We start from the raw sequence: 20,544 nt of genomic DNA, 5'->3' as shown, positions 1-20,544 counted from the left end.
CCACGTCTCGGGGCGGTTCCCCGAGGGCTGGCGCCTGAGCTGGGGAGACATGACGAAGCGCGCACTCATTACGGGCATCACCGGACAGGATGGGTCGTACCTTGCCGAGCTGCTGCTCCGGAAGGGATACGAGGTGCACGGACTCATCCGTCGTGCGTCCACGTTCAACACCTCGCGGATCGACCACCTGTACGTGGACCCGCACAACCCCGAAGCCAAGCTGTTCCTGCACTACGGAGACCTCGGCGACGGCGCGCGGCTCGTCAGTCTCCTCAGCGAGCTGAAGCCCGACGAGGTCTACAACCTCGCGGCGCAGTCACACGTGCGGGTGTCGTTCGACGAGCCGGAGCACACCGGTGACGTCACGGGCGTGGGCACGATGCGCATGCTCGAGGCCGTCCGGGTGTCCGGCATCCACACGCGCTTCTACCAGGCGTCCTCCTCGGAGATGTTCGGCGCCACCCCGCCGCCGCAGAACGAAGAGACGCCGTTCTGGCCGCGTTCTCCGTATGGTGCCGCAAAGGTCTACAGCTACTGGGTGACGCGGAACTACCGCGAGGCCTACGGGATGTTCGCCGTGAACGGCATCCTGTTCAACCACGAGTCACCACGTCGTGGTGAGACGTTCGTCACCCGCAAGATCACTCGTGCGGTCGCTCGGATCAAGGCCGGCCTCGAGGACCACGTGTACCTCGGCAACCTCGACTCCGTCCGCGACTGGGGGTACGCCGCCGAGTACGTCGAGGGCATGTGGCGGATGCTGCAGGTCGACGAGCCGGATGACTTCGTGCTGGCGACCGGCGGCGACTTCACGGTCAAGGACTTCCTCACCACGGCGTTCTCACACGCCGGGCTGAACTGGGAAGACCACGTCCGGTTCGACGAGCGCTACCTGCGACCGAGTGAGGTGGACGCCCTCGTCGGCGACGCCTCGAAGGCCAAGGAGAAACTCGGTTGGGAGGCGACCGTCGACACCGCCGAGCTGGCGAGGATCATGGTCGACGCCGACATCTCCGCCCTCGAGCACGAGGGTCGTCCCTGGATCGACACCGTTCGTCTCGAGAGCTGGGGTTCCTGATGACCACGACCGACTTCACCCCCGGTCCGATCGATCGAGCTGACCGCGTCTACGTCGCGGGACACCGCGGCCTGGTGGGTTCCGCGGTCTGGCGCAAGCTCGAGTCGGAGGGCTTCACCGACGTGGTCGGACGGACCTCCTCCGAGCTCGACCTGAAGGACCGCGGCGCGGTCTTCGCCTTCTTCGCGGACCAGAAGCCGAAGCACGTCGTGCTCGCCGCCGCCAAGGTGGGCGGGATCATGGCGAACAACACGTACCCGCACGATTTCCTGAGCGAGAACCTGCAGATCCAGGTCAACGTGATGGACGCCGCGGTGGAGCACGGTGTCGAACGGCTCGTGTTCCTCGGCTCGTCCTGCATCTACCCGAAGATGGCCGAGCAGCCGATCCACGAGGACGCACTGCTCACGGGCCACCTCGAGCCGACGAACGACGCCTACGCCATCGCAAAGATCGCCGGCATCCTGCAGGTGCAGGCCGTCCGTCGGCAGTTCGGCCGCCCGTGGATCTCGGCGATGCCGACCAACCTCTACGGCCCCGGCGACAACTTCTCGCCGACCGGGTCCCACGTCCTGCCGGCGCTCATCCGCCGGTACGACGAAGCCGCTCGCAGCGGTGCATCAACCGTTGAGAACTGGGGGACCGGGTCGCCTCGTCGTGAGTTCCTGCACGTCGACGACATGGCGGCGGCGGTGTTCCATCTCATGGAGCACTACGACGGTCCTGACCAGGTCAACGTCGGTACCGGGTCGGACGTCACGATCAAGGAGATCGCCGAGACGATCGGCAAGATCGTCGGGTTCGAGGGCGAGACGGTCTGGGACACCACCAAGCCGGACGGGACCCCGCAGAAGCTGCTCGACGTGTCGAAGCTGGCGGATGCCGGTTGGACGGCACAGATCGGCCTCGAGGACGGGCTCCGCAGCACCGTCGACTGGTACCGCGAACACGCGGACTCCGTCCGTCAGTGACGGGTGTGGGACGTACGGAACCGTAGGATCGCCTCATGTCCGACCAGCCCGAGTCGCGACGCACTGCAGTACGCCGGGGGTCCAGGGCCCGGATCGTCCTGTGGGTCGTCCTCGCCCTTGTCCTGCTGCTGATCCTCGCCGTCGCCTGGGTCGGTGTCCGCGGCATGCTCGCAAAGGGGCACCTGGAGCGGGCCGTCGGGGACGTCGACACCCTCCGGTCGCAGCTGACCAGTGGTGACACCGGCGCCGCGCAGAAGACCGCGAGGCATCTCGAGGACGAAGCAGCGTCGGCTCGATCACTGACCGGCGACCCCGTGTGGGGCGCGGCGCAGTCCGTACCCTTCTTCGGGACCAACCTGCGGGCCGTGCGCGACATCTCGGTGATCGTCGACGACGTCGCCAGCGATGCCGTCAGTCCCGTCGCCGGCGTCATCGACGGCCTCGGGTCGGATTCGTTCGCGCCGAAGAACGGCAAGATCAATCTCCAGCCGATCGAGGACGCGCAGCCGGCGGTCGCCGAGGCCACGAAGACACTCGAGCAGGCTCGTGCCGACGCAGCGCGGATCGACACCAGCGGAACGCTGTCGCCGGTCACCACCGCCGTGGGACAGCTGCGGAACGCGCTGTCGTCAGCGTCCGAGCAGGCGGTGGCGGCGAACCGCATCGTGCAGCTCGCGCCGGCCATGCTCGGTCACGACGGGGACCGGGACTACCTGCTGCTGTTCCAGAACAACGCCGAGTTGCGTGCGGGCGGGGGCATCCCCGGTGCCGTGGCGCTCCTGCAGGCGAAGGACGGAGCAATCAGCTTGGGCAGTCAAGCGTCAGGGTCGTCGTTCGGACCCTACGACAAGCCGGTGCTGCCGCTGACCGCCGACACGCGTGGGCTCTACGGGGACATCACGGGCGAGTACATGCAGGACGTCACCCTCACGCCGCGCTTCGACGTGTCGGCGAAGCTCGCCAGGGAGATGTGGAAGCAGCGGTTCGGGCAGCAGGTCGACGGCGTGCTCGCCATGGATCCTGTGACGCTGAGCTACCTGCTCAGGGCGACCGGCCCCGTGCAGCTGCCGACCGGCGACACCTTGACCGCGGACAATGCCGTCCAGCTGCTGCTGAGCGACGTGTACGCCAAGTACCCCGACCCGGTCGTGCAAGACGCGTTCTTCGCGTCCGCCGCCAGCGCGGTGTTCGACAAGGTCGCGTCGGGCGGGTTCGACACGAAGGCCTTCGTGTCGGCGCTGACCCAGAGCTCCAATGAGGGCCGGCTTCGCCTCTGGAGCGTCGACAAGGCGGAGCAGGGCCGGCTCAGTGGGACACCGGTCGCTGGAGAGCTGCCGACGGCGACCACGGACTCGAGCCAGTTCGCCGTCTACCTGAACGACGGCACCGGCGCGAAGATGGACTACTACCTCCAGAAGCGCGTCTCGGTCGGTAGTTCGGTGTGCCGGAAGGACGGGCGTCCGACGTCCGTCGTCCAGATCACCATCAAGAACACGGCACCGGCCGATGCGGCAACGAGCCTCCCCGAGTACGTCACCGGCGGTGGGGACTTCGGCGTGGAGCCGGGCAAGATCAAGACGCTCCTCGCCGCTTATGCACCGGAGAACGCGATCTTCCTCGGGGCCACGAAGGACGGCAAGACCACTCCGGTGCAGACAGCGACCGACGGCGGGCACCCGGTGGCCCAGCTGCAGACCCTGCTCGCCCCCGGCGAGAGCCTGACCTACCGCGTCGCGTTCCTCGGCGAGGCGAAGTACGCGAAGGCGGCGGTGCAGGCGGACTCGACTCCTGGCGTCCGGCAGACCGAGACGAAGCCCCTCACGTTCGACTGCGAGCGGCCGCTCACCGCGGGCTGACAACGGAACCTCCGCAAAGCGAACCGCGAGTGTGCCCCCACTCCGAGGGACAACGCGCCAACCTGTCCGGGTGCAAAGGTCCTTGATCGAACGCACAGTGTGCTCTGGTGCACACCGTTGAGCCCTCTCACCTGGGGTTTCTGTTATGTGAAGCCTCGATGGACCGAAGGTAGGGCCGTGCGACGGGTAGTTGGCGCGGATGAACACACGTCGACCAATGAACAAAATCCACGTGATCTGGTATCAAGCTGGGAAACTCCGCTAGATTGAGACAACTTCGCCATAACAACCGCCATTTCTGTGGCTGGGGTCAACCACCGGCGAACAGCGGGCTCTGGGTGTCAGGGTCTGGATTTTCAGATCTTTAGGGGAACCATTCATGAAGAAGCTCATCGCAGCGGTGGTGCTGGCTGGCGCCGCACTGCTCGCCACTCCGGCCGTCGCCAACGCCGCCGGTTACACGCCTGACTCCGACGTCTCCGTCTCCGGCACCGCCGTTGCCGGTGGCACCGCTTCGGTGAACTTCACCGAGGGTGCGTTCCAGGACAACGAGACCGTCAACGTCCAGGTCACCGGTGCCGGTGCGGTCACGCTCGGCGCGCTGCCGACCACGACCGTCTCGAAGACCTACACGGCCGCTTCGGACGGCTCGCTCGTCGTCAAGGTCACGTTCCCCCAGGGCGCCTCGGGCACCTACAACCTGACCGCCACCGGCGCCACCTCGGGCGTCGTCGGCTTCGCGGCCTTCACCGTCGCCCCGGCTGACGCTGCTGCGGTTCCCGCAGCCGGCGCCGGCGCTGGCAACGGCACCGACGGCACGCTGGCCTTCACGGGTTCGACCGTCTCCGCCCTGGCCCTCTGGGTCGCCGGCGGCGCAGTCGTCCTCGGTGGTGGCCTCCTGCTGGTCCGCGGCTCGGTCCGCCGCCAGCGCGAGTCCGTCTGAGTCTCGACGCACTGAACGAAGCCCCCGGAGCATCTGCTCCGGGGGCTTCGTCGTGTCCGGGGATCGTCCTCAGCGACGCCGGGCCGCCCGGCTGAGCAGCAGCACACCCACCACGGCCCCCAGGAGTGCCCCCACGCCGTTCGCGACGACGTCGTCGATGGTCGCGGTGCGGGCGGGCAGGAACAGCGCCTGACCGGTCTCGATGCACGTGCTGACGACGAGCCCCGCGGCGATGGCGGCCCACCACCAGCGGGCACCGGCGAGCAGCACCACGAGCAGGCCGAGCGGCACGAAGTAGACCACGTTCGCCAGGGACTCCACGGTGGCGTAGTCGATGCGCTCCGGCAGGCCGTGACGGTGCGCGGCTGCGAGGACACGGGTGAGCCACGGGGCCCCTGCGGTGTCGACGGGGGAGCCCCAGAACCCGACGAGCGCCAGGGCGACGCCGTAGGCGATCGCGAGCCCCGTCGCGAACCGACGGCTGCGCCAGGTGGCCGGGGCACGGTCGTCGACGCGGGGCTTGTCGGAGGTCACGTGCCGACGCTAGCGAGTCGCGCCTCCAGGCAGGTGTCCGCACCATCTCGTCCCCCGATCCCGGCAATCCGGAAAACGAGTACCCCGATCCTGGCGCTGTACCCCGGAAGTGCGACGCACCTGCCCGGAAATCCGGGGCTGCCCGATGGGTGGCATTGACGAAACCCGTGAATCCACGGGCCTGGCTGGCGATCCCCTCGGCACTTCTCGTAGCGTTCTGGTGTCAGCAGATGTACCCCGGATCGTGAAGGAGAGCGACATGAGCATCACCGTGAACAACGCGACGCAGGCCGAGGTCACCCTCGACACCGACACCGTGGACACCATCGCGATCCTCGAGGCCGATGCAGCGCTCTCCTCGCGCCCCAAGCGCGCCAAGGTCACCTGGGTGCAGGAAGACCAGGGCGAGTGGATCGCCGGCTACGGCGGGTACTTCGGCGGCAGCGTCGACAAGCGCGACGACCGCTACGTGGCCTCCGACACCTTCGGGCTCGTCGTGGGCGAGTTCTCCTCCCTCGAAGAGGCACAGACCAAGCTCGAGGACCAGCTGCACGTCATGCTCCCGCCGGTCATCCGGCCGGTCGAGTGACGACGACGGACACCAGCTCCACCGGCGTCGATCGCGACGCCCGCACCACCCGGAACCACCGGCACCACCCAGTACGCAGGACAGCACGAAGGAGCAGCACCATGAGCACGACCGTCGCCCACCGCCAGCAGGCCGAGGTGACCCTGGACACCCAGACGATCGAGGTCATCGCCGAGATCGAGGCCCAGGTCGTGGCTCCCGTGCAGGCAGCCCCCGTCCGCATCTCGTGGGCCCAGGCCGACACCGGTCTGTGGGTCGCGAACTACGGCGGCTACTACGGCGGCACCGTCGACCGCCAGGGCACCCACTTCTTCGTCTCCGACACCTTCGGTGAGTACGTCGGGGACTTCCGGTCCCTCGACGAAGCGAAGGCGCGTCTGTCCGAGCGCCTGCACGTGCTGCTGCCGGACGTGATCCGTCCGACCGCGTGATCCACTGCTGATCGCTCGCTGATCCTCGAACCCCCGCCGGCCTGCCGGCGGGGGTTCTTCCGTGTGCCGGGGCGCGAACGGGTCGCGACGGCGGGCGCTGACGGGCCGTGGCGTGCCGGGGTGCGGCGTGACGTGCCGGGCCGCGGCGTGGCCCCTGAACGAGTGGTCCCCCCTATTGGGGACCCCGATTGTCCCCACCCGAACACGAGGAACTGCCAGGATCAACCTGGCGCCAACGACCGTTCTCCCTGATCCTCCGGTCGGTCTCGGTGCCCGCATCGTCTCGACCCGAAAGTGATCATGCAGCGTACGAACCCGGGCACCGCTGTGCCCACCGACGGTCCCGACCGTCCTGCCGGCACCCGTGCCAACCGCCGACCCGGCCTGCGCGCCGTCGCCGTGCTCGGAGCCGCACTCCTGGTGGGCACCGGGCTGACCGCCACTTCGGCGGTCGTCGCGGCCGCGCCGGCCTCGGCCGTCAGCGCCACGAAGGACGGCGCCATGGTCTGCACCCCGCAGGAGACGCTGTACGCGATCGACGGCACCGGCAAGGTCGTCGCCGTCGACATCAGCACGGGAGCATCGCGGGGCACGACCGCCGACGTCACGAACCTCGGCACCGGCGCGAACAACGGTCTCGGCATCTCGCGTGAGGGCGTCTCGATGTTCGCGGCGTCGAACAACAAGACGGCGACGCTGCGACAGTTCGACCCGAAGACCGGCGTCGCGTCGGACCCGGTCGCGACGGAGTCCGTCCGCTCGGTGATCCGGGGCGCTGTGAACCCGGTGACGGGCATCTACTACTACGGCGACAACGCCGGGTGGCTCGGAGCGTACGACCCGTCGACGGGCAAGTACCTCGGACAGGTCGGCAAGATCAGCGGCCTGAAGGACGGCAACGGCGACTTCGCGTTCAGCTCGCGCGGCCTGTTCTTCGTCGTCGCGGCGGACACCGTGTACCGGGTGAACACGGACGCCGTCCCCACGGCCTCGGGCACGACCGCGATGACCACCAGCGCGATCGCCACCCTGCCCGCCGGCACGAACAGCCCCGGCATCGCGTTCTCGTCCGACGGCTACCTCTACGTCTCCAACACCCCGACGAACAGCACCGTCACGACGATCTACCAGCTCGACCCGACCTCGGGCAAGGAGGTCCGCAACTTCCGGATCGCCGGCGACTTCGCCGCGTCCGACCTGGCGAGCTGCAACTACGCCGACACCGTGACCGGCGCAGCGAGTGTCGACCAGCGCTGGAACAGCGGCGACCAGTTCGCCCTGGCCATCAGCGGCGGCGGCATCGACACCACCAAGCCGGGCAGCGCCGGCACGACCAGCGGATCCGCCACCGGCGTGCAGGCGCAGAAGGCCGGCGCCGTCCTGACGACGCCGAACAAGGACTACACGGTCAAGCAGACCGCCGCGGGCACGACCGACCTGGCGAACTACGACACCACGTGGAAGGCGGTCGACCAGACGACCGGCACGACCGTCGCCAGCGGCACCGGCACCACGGGGACCTTCACGTTCCCGGCAGCCACCACCGCGGACGGCACGGACGTCCTGGTCACCTTCACGAACACGCTGCAGGCCACGCACGTCACCACCAGCAGCGACACCGCCACGACCCCCACCGGCACGGCGCTGTCGGTGTCCGCATCCTCGGGCGTGCTCGCGAACGACCAGGGGACCGGCCTGTCCGTGGTCTCGAACACGACGCCGGCCCACGGCACCGCCACGGTCGCGGCCGACGGCTCGTACACGTACACCCCGGCCGGCGGGTTCTCCGGCTCGGACACGTTCCAGTACACGGCGAAGGACTCGTCCGGGCTGACCTCGACCAGCACCGTGACCGTCACCGTCGCACCGAAGGGCTCCGACGACGCGTACAGCGTGCACGCGGGCACCGTGCTCACGGCGAACGCCGCGGACGGCGTCCTGACGAACGACCGCGGGTCGGACCTGACCCTCACGGGTCATGGTCAGCCGTCGCACGGTCTGGTGAAGATCGCCGCCGACGGGTCGTTCTCCTACGGCGCTGACAAGGGGTACTCCGGCCCGGACTCGTTCACGTACACCGCGAAGGACGGCTCCGGCGCGACCGTCACCGCGACGGTGCGACTCACCGTGCTGCCCTCGGCGACGGCAGACGCCGCCACCGCGACGGCCGGGTCGACGACGACCGGCAACGTGCTCGACAACGACCTGGGCGCCGGCCTGACGGTCACCGGCAGCAGCGCCCCCGTCCACGGCTCGGCGACGGTGCGTCCGGACGGCTCGTACTCGTACACCCCGGCAGCCGGGTTCTCCGGCACCGACTCCTTCACGTACACCGTGACCGACGGCAGCGGCGGGACCGACACCGTCACGGTGACCGTGCAGGTCGCCCCTGCGGCACAGGACGACACCGTCAAGGTCGCCGCGGGCGGCACCGCCACCGCCGGCACCAGGGCGACCGGCGTGCTCGGCAACGACTCCGGCACCGGGCTCACCGTGGCGTCGAACACGTCCCCCTCGCACGGTGCGCTGACGCTCGACAAGGCCACCGGCACCTTCACGTACAAGCCGGCCGAGGGCTACTCCGGCCCCGACGCGTTCACGTACACGGCAGTCGACGGCTCCGGTTCGCCGAGCACCGCGACCGTCATCATCACGGTCAACCCGACCATCGGTGCCGACACCGCGTCGACGGACGCCGGCACCCCGGTGACGATCGACGTGCAGGCGAACGACCGTGGCTCGGACCTCGAGACCACGATCGTCGCCGGCCCGTCCCACGGCACGGCCGTCGTCGCAGAGGACGGCTCGGTCGAGTACACGCCGACCGCCGGCGCGTCCGGCAACGACTCGTTCACCTACACGGTGACCGACGGCAGCGGTGTCACCACCGGTGCGGCGACCGTCACGATCACCGTGCGGCCCGTCGCCACGGCCGACACGGTGTCGACCCGGGCCGACGAGGCGCTGACCATCGACGCCGCCACCCTGACCGGCAACGACCGGGGCACGGGGCTGACCGTGACCGACGTGACCGCAGGCGGGGCCGCGGGCGGCGGCAGCGGCACTGGCACCGGTGCCGGCACCGGCACCGGCGAGACCGGCGCCGCCCGCGGCACCGTCACGCTCGACCGTGCCACCGGCCGCGTCGTCTACACCCCGGCCGACGGCTTCTCGGGCACGGACACCTTCACCTACACGGTGGTCGACGGAGCAGGCCGCTCCACGACCGGCACGGTCACGGTCGTCGTCGGCCCGCGCGCCACGGCCGACACCGCCACCGCCACGGCCGGCTCGACGCTGACCGTCGCGAAGGCCGACGGCGTGCTCGCGAACGACCGGGGCACCGGCCTGACCGCGGCTGTCGACCAGCAGCCCGCACACGGCACGGTCGAGCTCGCCGCGAACGGCTCGTACACGTACACGCCGAAGGACGGCTTCTCGGGCACGGACACCTTCACCTACACGGCGACGGACCCCGCCGGCCGCACCACCACCGGCACCGTGACGGTCACGGTCCGCCCCGGCACGGAGCCCGACACCGTCACGGTCGCGGCGGGCGGCAGCACCACCGTCACCTCCGGCGCCCTGACGGGCAACGACCACGGCACGGGCCTGACGGTCGTGTCCGTCACGGACGGGAAGAACGGCACCGCGACCCGCAACGACGACGGCACGATCACGTACACGCCGAACGACGGCTTCTCCGGCACGGACACCGTCACCTACACGGTGACGGACCCGTCGGGCACCACGAACACCGGCACCGTGACGGTCACCGTCACCCCGGTCGCCGGTGGCGGGTCGACCTCGGCCGAGGCCGACGCCACCACCACCGTGCCGGCCGGCACCGGACTGCTCGACGGTGCGAAGGGCACCGACCTGGCGGTCACCGACCACACGAAGCCCTCGCACGGTGACGTGACGGTCGACGAGGACGGCTCGTACACGTACAAGCCCGAGCCGGGCTACTCCGGCCCGGACGAGTTCGACTACACGGTCACCGACGGCTCCGGCGGGACGACCACGGGCACCGTGACGATCGTCGTCGCCCCGAAGGCCGCCGCGGACACCGCGACGACGAGCGCCGCGACCCCGGTCGACGTCGCCGTCACCGGCAACGACTCGGGCACGAAGCTCGCCGTCACCGCGGTCTCGAAGCCCGGCCACGGCACCGCGACGATCACGGGCAGCACGACGGACGGCGGAACCGGCGGCGGCGCAACCGGCCCGACCGGTGCCAGCTCGGTCACGTACACGCCCGCCGACGGGTTCTCCGGCACGGACACGTTCACCTACACGGTGACCGACCCGACCGGCGGCACCGCGACGGCGACCGTCACCGTGACCGTCACGCCGACCGCGGTCGCCGACGCCCTGCGCACCGCGGCGAACACCGCGCTGCCGATCAGCGGCGCGACCCTGACCGGCAACGACCGCGGCACCGGCCTCGCCGTCACGGCGCACGGCCGCGCCGAGCACGGCACCGTGACCGAGGGCACCGAGCCCGGCTCGCTCGTCTACACCCCGGCGAAGGGCTTCTCCGGCGCGGACACGTTCGAGTACACGGTGACCGACGGCGCCGGACGGACCTCGACCGCGACGGTCACGGTCGTCGTCGGCGTCGCCGCGGTCGACCACTGGCACACCATGTCGACGAACCGCAGCATGCGCATGGCCGCCGACAAGGGCGTGCTGGTCGGCGACTCCGGTCGTGGGCTCTGGGCCGCCATGGAGACGAAGCCGTTCAACGGCACACTGTCGCTCGAGAAGGACGGCTCGTACGTCTACACGCCCACGTCGAACTGGTCCGGCCGTGACTGGTTCACGTACTCGGCCAACGACGCCGACGGCACCGCGGCGTTCGCGCGCGTCATCATCGACGTCGCCCCCGCCGCGAAGGACGACAAGGCCACGACCACGGCCGGCAAGACGGTCCGGGTCGCCGGCCACGGCGTGCTCGGCAACGACCACGGTGACGCTCTGACGGTCGTCGCGGTGGGTCAGGCCCGTCACGGCACGGCCTCCATCGCCGCCGACGGCACGTTCGTCTACACCCCGGCGAAGGGCTTCTCGGGCACCGACACCGTCACGTACCGTGCGCAGGACTCGATGGAGCAGCAGGCCGACGCCACCGTCACGATCACGGTCGGCATCGCCGCTGCGGACGACTCCGGGCGCACCGTGTCCGGCACGCCCGTCACCCGTGACGCCCGCCATGGCCTGCTCGCCGACGACCAGGGCACCGGCCTCACCGCCGCCCCGGCCCGGAAGCCCGCCCACGGCACCGTGACGATCCAGCGGAACGGCGCGTACGTCTACACGCCGGCCGCCGGCTTCACCGGCACGGACACCTTCACCTACACGGTGACGGACGCCTCGGGGCAGACGGCCACCGCCACCGCGACCATGACCGTGGTCGCCGCGGCGGTCGCCACCGACGACTCCGCCACCGGGATCGTCGGACACCGGGTCGTCGTGGACCCGCTCGACAACGACTCCGCCTCCGGCGGCGCCACGTTCGAGCCGGGCACGCTGCGCCTGCTCCACCCGGAGTCCGGCACACCGACCGACCGCGTGGTCGTCGCCGACCAGGGCACGTGGACCATCCGCGACGGCCGGGTCGTCTTCACCCCGCAGGAAGGCTTCACCGGAACCACCTTCGTCGGTTACGAGGTCACCGACAGCGCGGGACAGACGGTCAGCGCGACCGTCACGGTCCGGTTCCCGACCGGGCTCGCCGCGATCGTCCACGGCACCGAGCTCGCCTTCACGGGCGTGACCGGGCTGGTCGGCCTCGGGCTCGCGGCACTCGCGCTCATGCTGGCGGGCGTGCTCCTGGTGACCCGACGACGGATCGCGGTCCGCGTCGCGCCGGGCATCCGCCGCAGCGCACGTCCGTAACAGGGCACCGGACTGGAGGCCCGGATCACCGCAGCAGACCCGCTGCGGCGATCCGGGCCTCCTGTCTGTGCGCGGGGCGCGACCGCCTACGCGACGGGCGCGATGAGCTGCGGTCCGTCGTTCCGCACGCTGTTCACCGTGCGGGAGACCTCGTACTGCTCCAGGCCCGCGGCCACCGCCAGCGACTCGTGGTCGAGCAGGGACAGCAGGTCGTCTGACCGGAGGTCGCCGCCGAGCCAGTCGTCGTAGCCGTCGGGCGTCAGGAACGCGGGCATCCGGTCGTGGACCTCGCCCGGGGCGACGTGGGCGTCACGGGTGATGATCGCGAGCGACAGCCGCCACTTGTCCGGGTCGCCCTCGGGCTTCGTCGGGTCGGGCCAGGCGCTCACGACGCCGGCCATCGCCAGGGCGCCGCCGGGTTCGTGCACGAAGTGGGGTTCCTTGCCGTCCTCGCGCACGACCCACTCGTAGTACCCCTGCGCCGGGACGATGCAGCGGTTCGTGGCGAAGGCCCGCTTGAACATGCCGCTCGTCGCGACTGTCTCGATGCGGGCGTTGATCGGCTTCGGGCGCTGCTTCTGGAAGTCCTTCGCCCAGCTCGGCACGAAGCCCCAGCTGATCTGCGGCAGCTCGCGTTCGCCGTGCCGCTGGCGGACGGCGTACACGGGGTCGGTCGGGGCGACGTTCCAGCTCGGGGCGAGGCCGGGGTGCACCTCGCCGGTGTCCTCGTCGACGTGCTCGGTCCGGGCGGCGAGCTCGCCCATGAGCTCGGGCAACAGATCGGCCGTGGTGTCGGAGACGACGAACCTTCCACACATGCGCCCAGTGTGCCCGTCGCCGCCGACAGTGGTGCGCGTCGGGGTGCGCCGTTCACGCTTCGTGAGCAGGAATGGTCGAGTGCCCGACGGCGACTCGACCGCTTCTGCTCACGAAGTGGGGCGGGCGGGCGTCTCGGGTGCGGGCGTCTCCGGGATCGGGTCGAGGGACTCGGCGGCCAGCCGGGCTCGTTCGGAGCGGCCGAGGTGGGTGATGTGCTCGGTGAACTGCAGCGCCCACAACCCGACCCAGAGCAATGTGTACTGGGGCACTTCGCCGAGGACGAAGCCGCCCACGAGGGCGTTCGCTCCGGCGGTGGCCAGGGGAGCCGTCCGGGCGAGCGTGCCGATCAGTCCCCGCCGCAGCAGGACGGTGTCGGTGAGGACGATGTCGCGGTGTTCCGGCAGGACCGGCACCGGCCGACGCTGCACGTACAGCTGCGTGGCTCCCCGGGCGGCGAGCTGCCACGAGGGCCGCACCTGCCGACCGTTGATCGTCGTCGAGGGGTCCGGCGGCTGCCACGTCGGGATGCACGCGAAGGTGAGCAGTCCGACGCCGAGCGCCAGCAGCACCATCGCGACCACGCTGCGGACCGGAGTGGTCCCCGTCCAGTCGACCCGGGCCTCCAGGACGGCCATGCCGACCAGCGCGACGACCGCCGCGATGCCGGACCACAGGGCCGCACGACGGACGCGTGCCGGATCCAGCACGTCCGTGACGTGCCGGCGGAAGACCTGCCAGCCGAGCGTGAACACGGGTCACTCCTCCGGCAGGGCGAGCTTGCTGCCGCTCCGTGCGCCGGGACGGCCGCGCGGTGGCAGGGGCGGAGGGACCGGCGGGAGCGCTCCGGCCTCGATGCGGAGCTGCTCCTGGCGGCCGAGGGTGCGCAGTCCTCCGATCGCGGTGACGGCGCCGCTCAGGGGCACGACGAACCAGAAGGCGGACAGCCCGACGAGCCCGTCGCCGGCCGGCACGGTGGCGACGTTGACCACCACGGTCCCGACGAGTGCCAGGGCCCAGCCGCCGAGCATCAGGAAGCCCCGGAACGCGCCGCGGACGATCAGGTCGCGGGTCTCGGGCATGCGGTCGAGGACGGCGTCGCGGTGTTCCGGCTCGACCGGAGGCGGATTGCGGCGGTAGTACCGGGCGACGGCCTCCTGTGTGCGCCATCCGATGCCGGGGATCGGCGGGACCGCCCACCCCTTCGGGCCGATCGGGACGAAGCACGAAACGATGCCACCGACCCCGGCCGCGAACAGCGCCGATGCGACCAGCCACACCGCGAGGGGGACCGAACCGTCGTCGACGAGCAGCGCCAGCCCCTGGAACCCGATGAACGCGACCACCGTGACGACGGTGGCGACGACCACGACACGACGGCGGTACTGCGGCCCGATGAGTGCGGGGAACCGCTCCCGGAACACCTGCCACCCGATCTTGAACACTCATCATGTCTACCCGGTGGTGGTGCGGGGTGCCCGCGCGCTCGCGTTCGTGAGCAGAAGATGTCGGGTGCGGGCGGGGGACTCGACATCTTCTGCTCACCAAGCGACGCGTCCGCACCCGCACCGCGCCCCGCCCCGACCCGGACGCGCCCGAGCGCTGCGCGCCCGGAGCGGCCGCACCCGCGACGTGGTGCTGCCGCTCAGGATTCGTCCAGGCGAGCACGGTGACCTCGGACCATGAGTCTCGACATCGTCTACACCGCCGCTGCCCACGCCACCGGAGGCGGCCGCGACGGACACGTCCGCAGCGAGGACGACCGGCTCGACCTCGACACCCGCCCGCCCAAGGAGATGGGCGGCAGCGGCGAGGGCACCAACCCCGAGCAGCTGTTCGCCGCCGGGTACGCCGCGTGCTTCCTCGGTGCCCTGCACGCCGCCGGCAAGGAGCTCGAGGTCGACACCACCGGAGCCGAGGTCTCCGCCGAGGTCGGCATCGGCGGCACCGGCGACGGCGCCTTCGGCCTCGCCGTGGAGCTCGACGTCTACGCCCCGAACGCCCCGCAAGAGCAGCGGCAGCGCCTGGCCGAGCGTGCGCACGAGATCTGCCCGTACTCGAACGCGACCCGCGGCAACATCACCGTCACGCTGTCCATCGTCGACTAGCGTTCGGCCGGTGGTCACCGACACGACGCGCTGCCCCTGCCTGAGCGGCAACCCCTACGGCGAGTGCTGCGGCCCCCTGCACGCCGGGGCCGTGGCGCCGACCGCGGAACGGCTCATGCGCTCCCGCTTCAGCGCCTTCGCGCTGGGCCTGCCGGAGTACCTGCTGCTCACCTGGCACCCGCGCACCCGCCCCGCGGGTCTCGAGTTGGACCCGACCCAGCGCTGGACCCGGCTGGACGTGCTGGCGACCACCTCGGGAGGCCCGTTCGACTCCCACGGCACCGTCACGTTCCGCGCGTGGTGGCGTTCCGACGACGAGCGCGGCATGCTCGAGGAGACGAGCGACTTCGTCCGCGAGCAGGGACGATGGTTCTACGTGGACGGCGTGGTCGCCTGACCGTCTCCGTCTCCGTCTCCGTCTCCGTCTCCGTCTCCGTCGTCCGTGGCTCCTAGCAGCCGATGACGGCGGGCAGGTCGACCGCGGTGCGCATCGCCCGGCGGACCCCGGCCTCGTCGGGGAGCATCTCGTCCTCGTCACCGGTCAGGAAGAACCGGATCTGCCCGATCGCCTGCTCGGTGAGCATGTCGAGGCCGTTCAGCACGCGGCCCCCGGCCTCGGTCCACCGGCTGGCGACCACGGTGGGCCACGGTTCGTAGGCGACGTCGAACAGCACGGCGTCCGGCCCCGACGGACGGAACTCGAGCGGATCCGCGGCACCGCCCGGCAGCGTCGAGAGGACGAACCCGTGGTGGGTGCCGGCGAGTTCGGCCAACGGGTGGACCTCGAGCGTCACCCCGAGCCGGACGGCCAGGTCGACCAGCGCGTGCGTCTTCGCGGTGTCGCGGACGAACACCCGGACGAGCGATGCCCCGAGCCGGACGGCGGCGGTCAGGGCGCTCGCCGCGGTGGCTCCGCCGCCCAGGATCGTGGCCTCGCCGGGAAGGTGTCCGAGCGCCTCGACCGGGCGGACGAGCCCCTGCACGTCGGTGTTCGCGCCGGCTCGGACGATCGTGGAGCCCTCGTGGCGGAACGCGACGGTGTTGGCGACCCCGAGCTCGTCGACGAGCGGGGTGGTGCGGTCGAGCAGCGGCAGCACCTCACGCTTGAGCGGCATCGTGAGGCTCAGCCCACGCCATTCCGGACCCAGCCCCGCGACGAACGCGGCGAGCTCGCCGGACGCGACCTCGTGCCTCCCGTACGTGAAGGGCAGGTCGAGCGCATCGTAGGCCGCAGCGTGGAGCGTGGGCGAGAGCGAGTGTGCGATGGGGGAGCCGAGCACCGCGAGGTGCGTGCGGCCTGGATCGGTGAACGCCACGGTCACCCAGCCTAGCCAGCCGTGTTCCTGCGCACCCCGTTAGGTTAGGCTACCCTTCGTGAACCGTTCTCCCTTGCGTCTCCGACGCGTGCTCGCCGCAGCCGGCGCCGTCGTCGCAGCGTCCCTCGTCCTCGCCGGCTGCGCGTCCGGCTCCGGCTCCTCGACCGACTCGGCGTCGTCGGGGTCGTCCGATGCCGCGTTCCCGGTCTCGATCACGACCGGCCTCGGCACCACCACCATCGAGTCGGCACCGAAGCGCGTCGTCGCGCTCGGGTGGGGCGACGCCGAGACCGCGCTCGAGCTCGGTGTGCAGCCGGTCGGTGCGAGCGACTGGCTCGCGTTCGGCGGCGACGGTGTCGGTCCGTGGCTCAAGGGTGCGTACGACAAGTCCCCGAAGATCATCCAGACGCTCGAGCCGAGCTACGAGGACATCCTCAAGCTGAACCCCGACGTGATCCTCGACGTGAAGTCCTCGGGCGACAAGGAGCGGTACGACAAGCTCTCCGCGATCGCGCCGACCGTGGCGATCCCGAAGGGCGGCGCGAACTACCTCGCGTCGACCGAGCAGCAGACGACCATGATCGCGAAGGCGCTGGGCAAGGAGTCCGAGGGCAAGAAGCTGCTCTCCGGCCTCGACGACGCCTACGCCGCAGCACGCAAGGCGCACCCGGACTTCGAGGGCAAGACGGCCGTCGTCGGTGCCTACAGCTCCGAGGGCTTCGGGGCGTACGCCTCCACCGACAGCCGTTCGACCTTCATGCGGAACCTCGGCTTCGAGATCCCGAAGGCCATCGACGAGCAGGCCGGCAAGGAGTTCTCCGTGCACCTGTCCGACGAGAACCTCGACCTGCTCGACGCCGACCTGACGCTGATCCTGCCGATCTACGTCGACGCGTCGGAGGCCTCGTCGAACAAGCTGTTCCAGAAGGTGCCGTCGGTCGAGGCCGGGCACTCGATCGTCTTCGACGACAAGGACGTGTCGTCCGCCTTCTCGATGGGCACCACGGCTGCGATCGAGTGGGCGCTCGACAAGCTGCCGGCGCAGTTCGAGGAGAAGCTCGGCTAGGGCTGGTCGTCGCTGCTGGCCGGCTCCGCTGGTCAGCAACGCGAAAGCGACAGGGTGCCACCGATGTTCGGTTGCACCCTGTCGCTTTCGCAGTTCGGGGGAGGGGGAGCTGGGCTAGACGCCGACGGTCGAGCCCAGCAGCGCGAAGAGCAGCGCGATCAGCGGGAGCGTGCCCTGCTTGAAGGCGGAGTTGACGTACTTGCGGCCCGAGCCGACCAGGATCACCGCGGCACCGAGCATGCTCGCCGTCGAGAACACCACGAGGGTCCAGCCGCTCACGGTGTTGCCGGCCAGCACGAGCACGACGCCGAGGATCGCCCCGATCGCCAGGAACAGGTTGTAGAAGCCCTGGTTGAAGGCGAGCGAGCGGGTCGCCACGGCTTCGGTCTCGGAAGCGATGCCGAAGATCCGGCGCGCTTGCGGACTGGTCCAGATGACCGATTCGAGGAAGAAGATGTACACGTGGATGAGGCCCGCGAGGACCGCACAGACGCCCGAGATCACCAGCAGGACCGACATGTGCACATTCTCGCAGCAGCGGGCCGGGTTCCGCTGCACGTCCGCCAGTAGGCTCGGACCATGAACGACGACGTCACCCTGTCCGAGGCCGACGCGAGCGCCGTCGCCGAACTGCGGAGCATCCGGCAGAGCATCGACAACATCGACGCCGCCGTGATCCACATGCTCGCGGAGCGCTTCAAGTACACGCAGCGCGTGGGGCACCTGAAGGCCGAGTCGGGCATGCCGGCCGCCGACCCGGACCGCGAACGGATCCAGGTCGCACGGCTCCGGTCGCTCGCCGCCGACTCCCACCTCGACCCCGCCTTCGCCGAGAAGTTCCTCAACTTCATCGTCGCCGAGGTCATCCACCACCACGAGCGCATCGCGGGCCGCGACGAATGAGCGCCGAGCTGCCGTCGCTGCTCATCGGGTCGTACACGGCGACCGGTGGCGGCAACGCCACGGGCATCTCGCTGGTCGACGCCGGACCGGTCGGAGCCGTTCCGGCACCCCGGACCGTCGCGGTGCTCGACGACCCCTCGTTCCTCGCCGTCTCGGGTGACCGGGTCTACGCGGTCTCCGAGACGAACGACGGCGCCGTGTCGGCCTTCCGGCTGCAGGGCGGCGCACTCGAGCACCTGTGGGACGCCCCCGCCGGTGGGGACGCCCCGTGCCACCTGCGGGTCGACCCCTCGGGCGCGCTCGTCGTCACGAACTACGTCTCGGGCACGGTCACGGCGATCTCCCTCGCGCCGGCCGAGTCACACGCGGCGTCGGTGACCGCCAGCGACGGCGTGGTGCTGCACGGGGACGCCGACCAGCGTTCGGTGCCGGCCGAGGCCGTCGCGGTCGCCGTGCTGCCCGACGCCACGGGTCCTGACGACGACCGCCAGGACGGCCCGCACGCCCACCAGTCGATCGCCACCCCGGACGGCACGGTGCTCGTCGCCGACCTCGGCGGCGATGCCCTGCACGAGTTCCGCGTCACGGTCTCGGCCGACGGGGTCCCCGACATCGAGGCGCTCCGCGTGCACCATGTGACACCCGGCGCCGGCCCGAGGCACATGGCCTGGATCGACGGTGACCTGCTCGTCGCCGGCGAACTCGACGGGCGTGTGCACCGCCTGCGCCGCGACGACTCCGGGTCGTTCGTGACGATCGCTGCCGTGCCCACCTTCGACGGTGCCGTGGGGGAGTCGCTGCTCAGCCACATCGAGGTCGACGAGGCCGGCCGCGCGTACGTGGCGGTGCGCGGGCGGGACCTGCTCGTGGTGCTCGACGCACGTGACGGCGGGCTCGCCGTCGTCGGTTCGGTGCCCTGCGGTGGGGTCTGGCCGCGGCACTTCGCGCGGGTGCCCGGGTTCGTCCTGGTGGCGAACCAGATGTCCGACGCCGTCGCCGTGCTGCCGCTCGACGCCGAGGGCGTGCCCGGCGAAGCCGTCGCGCAGATCCCGGTCGGCACGCCGACCTGCATCGTCCCGCTCTGACGTCGGGACCAGCCGGCTAGAACTCGATCAGGTTCTCGAACGGGCGACCCTCGGCCAGTGCGGCGACCTGCTTGCGCATCAGCTCGATCGACCGCGGCACGCTCAGGTCGGTGTTGCCGCCGACGTGCGGGGTGAGCACGGTGTTCGGCGTCGTCCAGAGCGGGTGTCCGGCGGGCAGGGGCTCCGGGTCGGTGACGTCGAGGGCCGCGAACAGCCGCTCCGACCGCAGCTCGGCGACCAGGGCGTCGGTGTCCACGACCTTGCCGCGCGCCACGTTCACCACGAGGGCACCGTCCGGCAGCGCCGCGAGCAGGTCCGCGTCGACCAGGCGTTCGGTCTCGGCGGTGAGCGGCGCGATGAGCACGAGGACGTCGGTCGTCGGAGCCAGCTCGGGCAGCTCGCCGAACGCGTGCACGTGCCGGCCGTCCTGCTCACGAGCGGTCCGGGCGACCACCGTCACCTCGGTGCGGAACGCCTCGAACCGGGTGGCGATCGCGGACCCGATCGCCCCGTAGCCGACGACGGTCACCCGGCGGTCGGCGAGCGATCGGGTCTCGCGGGCGTCCCAGACGCCGTTGGCACGGTCGACCTGGAACGCCGAGATCTCACGGAGCGACGTCAGCGCGAGGCCGACCGCGAGCTCGGCGGTCTCGTCGTCGTGGATGCCGCGACCGTTCGCCAGCTGCGCGTGACCGGGCACGTGCGGGACGGCGTGCTCGTACCCGGCGCTCGGCAGCTGCAGGAGCTGGAGCTCGGGCAGGTCGTGCACGAACTGCCAGCGGTGCCGCCCCTCGAAGTAGAACGGCAGGAACGTGATCGCGACGTCGTCCGGGCGACCGTACGGCGACTCGACGTCCCAGACGTCCAGCTCGATGCCGTCCGGCACGGGGCCGAACCGGTCGACGAGCTCGGCGAAGGGCAGGGTGACGATCGGCATCCGCGACCCG

The 20,544-nt window shown here is 70.8% G+C and carries 19 protein-coding genes; 12 read left to right on the top strand and 7 right to left on the bottom strand.

Translation table 11 applies throughout. The features are described 5' to 3' along the window. Positions 1-49: 49 nt before the first annotated feature. The 4 genes from gmd (at position 50) to HP445_RS03980 (ending at position 4,848) form a co-directional block, all read left to right on the top strand. The gene (gene gmd, locus HP445_RS03995) at positions 50-1,078 is read left to right on the top strand and encodes a GDP-mannose 4,6-dehydratase (RefSeq protein WP_128781562.1); all 1,029 of its coding nucleotides are present in this window, start codon (positions 50-52) and stop codon (positions 1,076-1,078) included. Beyond that, entirely contained in the window at positions 1,078-2,049 is a 972-nt protein-coding gene (locus HP445_RS03990) for a GDP-L-fucose synthase family protein (protein ID WP_128781563.1), read from the top strand. Before gmd ends, HP445_RS03990 begins: the two co-directional genes overlap by 1 nt. A gap of 35 nt (positions 2,050-2,084) precedes the next feature. After that, complete coding sequence (locus HP445_RS03985) at positions 2,085-3,905, top strand: DUF4012 domain-containing protein (protein ID WP_128781564.1); 1,821 nt, start codon at positions 2,085-2,087, stop codon at positions 3,903-3,905. Positions 3,906-4,284: 379 nt separating this feature from the next. Next, the gene (locus tag HP445_RS03980; RefSeq protein ID WP_111024264.1) at positions 4,285-4,848 is read left to right on the top strand and encodes a hypothetical protein; all 564 of its coding nucleotides are present in this window, start codon (positions 4,285-4,287) and stop codon (positions 4,846-4,848) included. Positions 4,849-4,917: 69 nt separating this feature from the next. Here HP445_RS03980 and HP445_RS19090 read toward each other — a convergent pair whose 3' ends face one another. Beyond that, positions 4,918-5,382, bottom strand: a complete 465-nt coding sequence (locus HP445_RS19090) for a VanZ family protein (RefSeq protein ID WP_128781565.1) — start codon at positions 5,380-5,382, stop codon at positions 4,918-4,920. Between the two features lie 259 nt (positions 5,383-5,641). Here HP445_RS19090 and HP445_RS03970 point away from each other — a divergent pair, with 259 nt between their 5' ends. The 3 genes from HP445_RS03970 (at position 5,642) to HP445_RS03960 (ending at position 12,303) form a co-directional block, all read left to right on the top strand. Further along, positions 5,642-5,971 carry a hypothetical protein gene (locus tag HP445_RS03970; RefSeq protein WP_071248415.1) on the top strand — a complete coding sequence of 110 codons (330 nt, stop codon included), beginning with the start codon at positions 5,642-5,644 and terminating at the stop codon, positions 5,969-5,971. Positions 5,972-6,072: 101 nt separating this feature from the next. Further along, positions 6,073-6,402 carry a hypothetical protein gene (locus HP445_RS03965; protein ID WP_217499688.1) on the top strand — a complete coding sequence of 110 codons (330 nt, stop codon included), beginning with the start codon at positions 6,073-6,075 and terminating at the stop codon, positions 6,400-6,402. A 300-nt stretch (positions 6,403-6,702) separates the two neighbouring features. Continuing rightward, a complete protein-coding gene (locus HP445_RS03960) occupies positions 6,703-12,303 on the top strand; it encodes an Ig-like domain-containing protein (RefSeq protein ID WP_128781567.1) in 5,601 nt (1,866 codons plus the stop codon). Positions 12,304-12,389: 86 nt separating this feature from the next. Here the strand turns inward: HP445_RS03960 and HP445_RS03955 are convergent, their stop codons facing one another. From HP445_RS03955 to HP445_RS03945, 3 genes are all read right to left on the bottom strand, one after another. Then, positions 12,390-13,121, bottom strand: coding sequence for an SOS response-associated peptidase (locus tag HP445_RS03955; RefSeq protein ID WP_128781568.1), 732 nt, complete (start codon positions 13,119-13,121; stop codon positions 12,390-12,392). Between the two features lie 108 nt (positions 13,122-13,229). Next, positions 13,230-13,874 (bottom strand): hypothetical protein, encoded by a 645-nt coding sequence (locus HP445_RS03950; RefSeq protein WP_128781569.1) that lies wholly within the window; start codon positions 13,872-13,874, stop codon positions 13,230-13,232. 3 nt (positions 13,875-13,877) lie between these two features. Next, complete coding sequence (locus HP445_RS03945; RefSeq protein ID WP_128781570.1) at positions 13,878-14,564, bottom strand: hypothetical protein; 687 nt, start codon at positions 14,562-14,564, stop codon at positions 13,878-13,880. 237 nt (positions 14,565-14,801) lie between these two features. Here HP445_RS03945 and HP445_RS03940 point away from each other — a divergent pair, with 237 nt between their 5' ends. Next, positions 14,802-15,227: an organic hydroperoxide resistance protein gene (locus HP445_RS03940; protein WP_071404380.1), complete on the top strand. Its 426-nt coding sequence runs from the start codon at positions 14,802-14,804 to the stop codon at positions 15,225-15,227. A gap of 10 nt (positions 15,228-15,237) precedes the next feature. Continuing rightward, positions 15,238-15,624: a YchJ family protein gene (locus HP445_RS03935; protein ID WP_128781571.1), complete on the top strand. Its 387-nt coding sequence runs from the start codon at positions 15,238-15,240 to the stop codon at positions 15,622-15,624. Positions 15,625-15,676: 52 nt separating this feature from the next. On the opposite strand, the gene HP445_RS03930 is transcribed toward HP445_RS03935, so the two are convergent. After that, positions 15,677-16,543, bottom strand: a complete 867-nt coding sequence (locus tag HP445_RS03930; RefSeq protein ID WP_164941276.1) for a shikimate dehydrogenase family protein — start codon at positions 16,541-16,543, stop codon at positions 15,677-15,679. Between the two features lie 58 nt (positions 16,544-16,601). Here HP445_RS03930 and HP445_RS03925 point away from each other — a divergent pair, with 58 nt between their 5' ends. After that, the gene (locus HP445_RS03925) at positions 16,602-17,609 is read left to right on the top strand and encodes an iron-siderophore ABC transporter substrate-binding protein (RefSeq protein ID WP_071404382.1); all 1,008 of its coding nucleotides are present in this window, start codon (positions 16,602-16,604) and stop codon (positions 17,607-17,609) included. A gap of 114 nt (positions 17,610-17,723) precedes the next feature. Here HP445_RS03925 and HP445_RS03920 read toward each other — a convergent pair whose 3' ends face one another. After that, complete coding sequence (locus HP445_RS03920; protein WP_111099921.1) at positions 17,724-18,128, bottom strand: DUF1304 domain-containing protein; 405 nt, start codon at positions 18,126-18,128, stop codon at positions 17,724-17,726. Between the two features lie 60 nt (positions 18,129-18,188). On the opposite strand from HP445_RS03920, the gene HP445_RS03915 reads away from it, so the two are divergent. Together HP445_RS03915 and HP445_RS03910 are read left to right on the top strand one after the other, a co-directional pair. Continuing rightward, positions 18,189-18,512: a chorismate mutase gene (locus HP445_RS03915; RefSeq protein WP_111024253.1), complete on the top strand. Its 324-nt coding sequence runs from the start codon at positions 18,189-18,191 to the stop codon at positions 18,510-18,512. Further along, a complete protein-coding gene (locus HP445_RS03910; protein WP_128781573.1) occupies positions 18,509-19,597 on the top strand; it encodes a lactonase family protein in 1,089 nt (362 codons plus the stop codon). Before HP445_RS03915 ends, HP445_RS03910 begins: the two co-directional genes overlap by 4 nt. A gap of 16 nt (positions 19,598-19,613) precedes the next feature. Here the strand turns inward: HP445_RS03910 and HP445_RS03905 are convergent, their stop codons facing one another. Continuing rightward, positions 19,614-20,534 (bottom strand): 2-hydroxyacid dehydrogenase, encoded by a 921-nt coding sequence (locus tag HP445_RS03905; RefSeq protein ID WP_128781574.1) that lies wholly within the window; start codon positions 20,532-20,534, stop codon positions 19,614-19,616. Positions 20,535-20,544 lie beyond the last annotated feature (10 nt).

Origin of the sequence: Curtobacterium flaccumfaciens (genome assembly GCF_013359815.1) — a bacterium.
Taxonomy (GTDB): domain Bacteria; phylum Actinomycetota; class Actinomycetes; order Actinomycetales; family Microbacteriaceae; genus Curtobacterium; species Curtobacterium flaccumfaciens.
The sequence above is the reverse complement of the archived record's forward strand: the minus strand, read 5'-3'. Positions and strand labels throughout refer to the sequence as shown.

Coding starts and splice junctions, on each gene's coding strand:
- HP445_RS03985 (WP_128781564.1), top strand. CDS start 2,085: ATGTCCGACCAGCCCGAGTCGCGACGCACTGCAGTACGCCGGGGGTCC.
- HP445_RS03915 (WP_111024253.1), top strand. CDS start 18,189: ATGAACGACGACGTCACCCTGTCCGAGGCCGACGCGAGCGCCGTCGCC.
- HP445_RS03970 (WP_071248415.1), top strand. CDS start 5,642: ATGAGCATCACCGTGAACAACGCGACGCAGGCCGAGGTCACCCTCGAC.
- HP445_RS03990 (WP_128781563.1), top strand. CDS start 1,078: ATGACCACGACCGACTTCACCCCCGGTCCGATCGATCGAGCTGACCGC.
- HP445_RS03905 (WP_128781574.1), bottom strand. CDS start 20,534: ATGCCGATCGTCACCCTGCCCTTCGCCGAGCTCGTCGACCGGTTCGGC.
- HP445_RS03940 (WP_071404380.1), top strand. CDS start 14,802: ATGAGTCTCGACATCGTCTACACCGCCGCTGCCCACGCCACCGGAGGC.
- gmd (WP_128781562.1), top strand. CDS start 50: ATGACGAAGCGCGCACTCATTACGGGCATCACCGGACAGGATGGGTCG.
- HP445_RS03920 (WP_111099921.1), bottom strand. CDS start 18,128: ATGTCGGTCCTGCTGGTGATCTCGGGCGTCTGTGCGGTCCTCGCGGGC.
- HP445_RS03955 (WP_128781568.1), bottom strand. CDS start 13,121: ATGTGTGGAAGGTTCGTCGTCTCCGACACCACGGCCGATCTGTTGCCC.
- HP445_RS03980 (WP_111024264.1), top strand. CDS start 4,285: ATGAAGAAGCTCATCGCAGCGGTGGTGCTGGCTGGCGCCGCACTGCTC.
- HP445_RS03910 (WP_128781573.1), top strand. CDS start 18,509: ATGAGCGCCGAGCTGCCGTCGCTGCTCATCGGGTCGTACACGGCGACC.
- HP445_RS03960 (WP_128781567.1), top strand. CDS start 6,703: ATGCAGCGTACGAACCCGGGCACCGCTGTGCCCACCGACGGTCCCGAC.
- HP445_RS03965 (WP_217499688.1), top strand. CDS start 6,073: ATGAGCACGACCGTCGCCCACCGCCAGCAGGCCGAGGTGACCCTGGAC.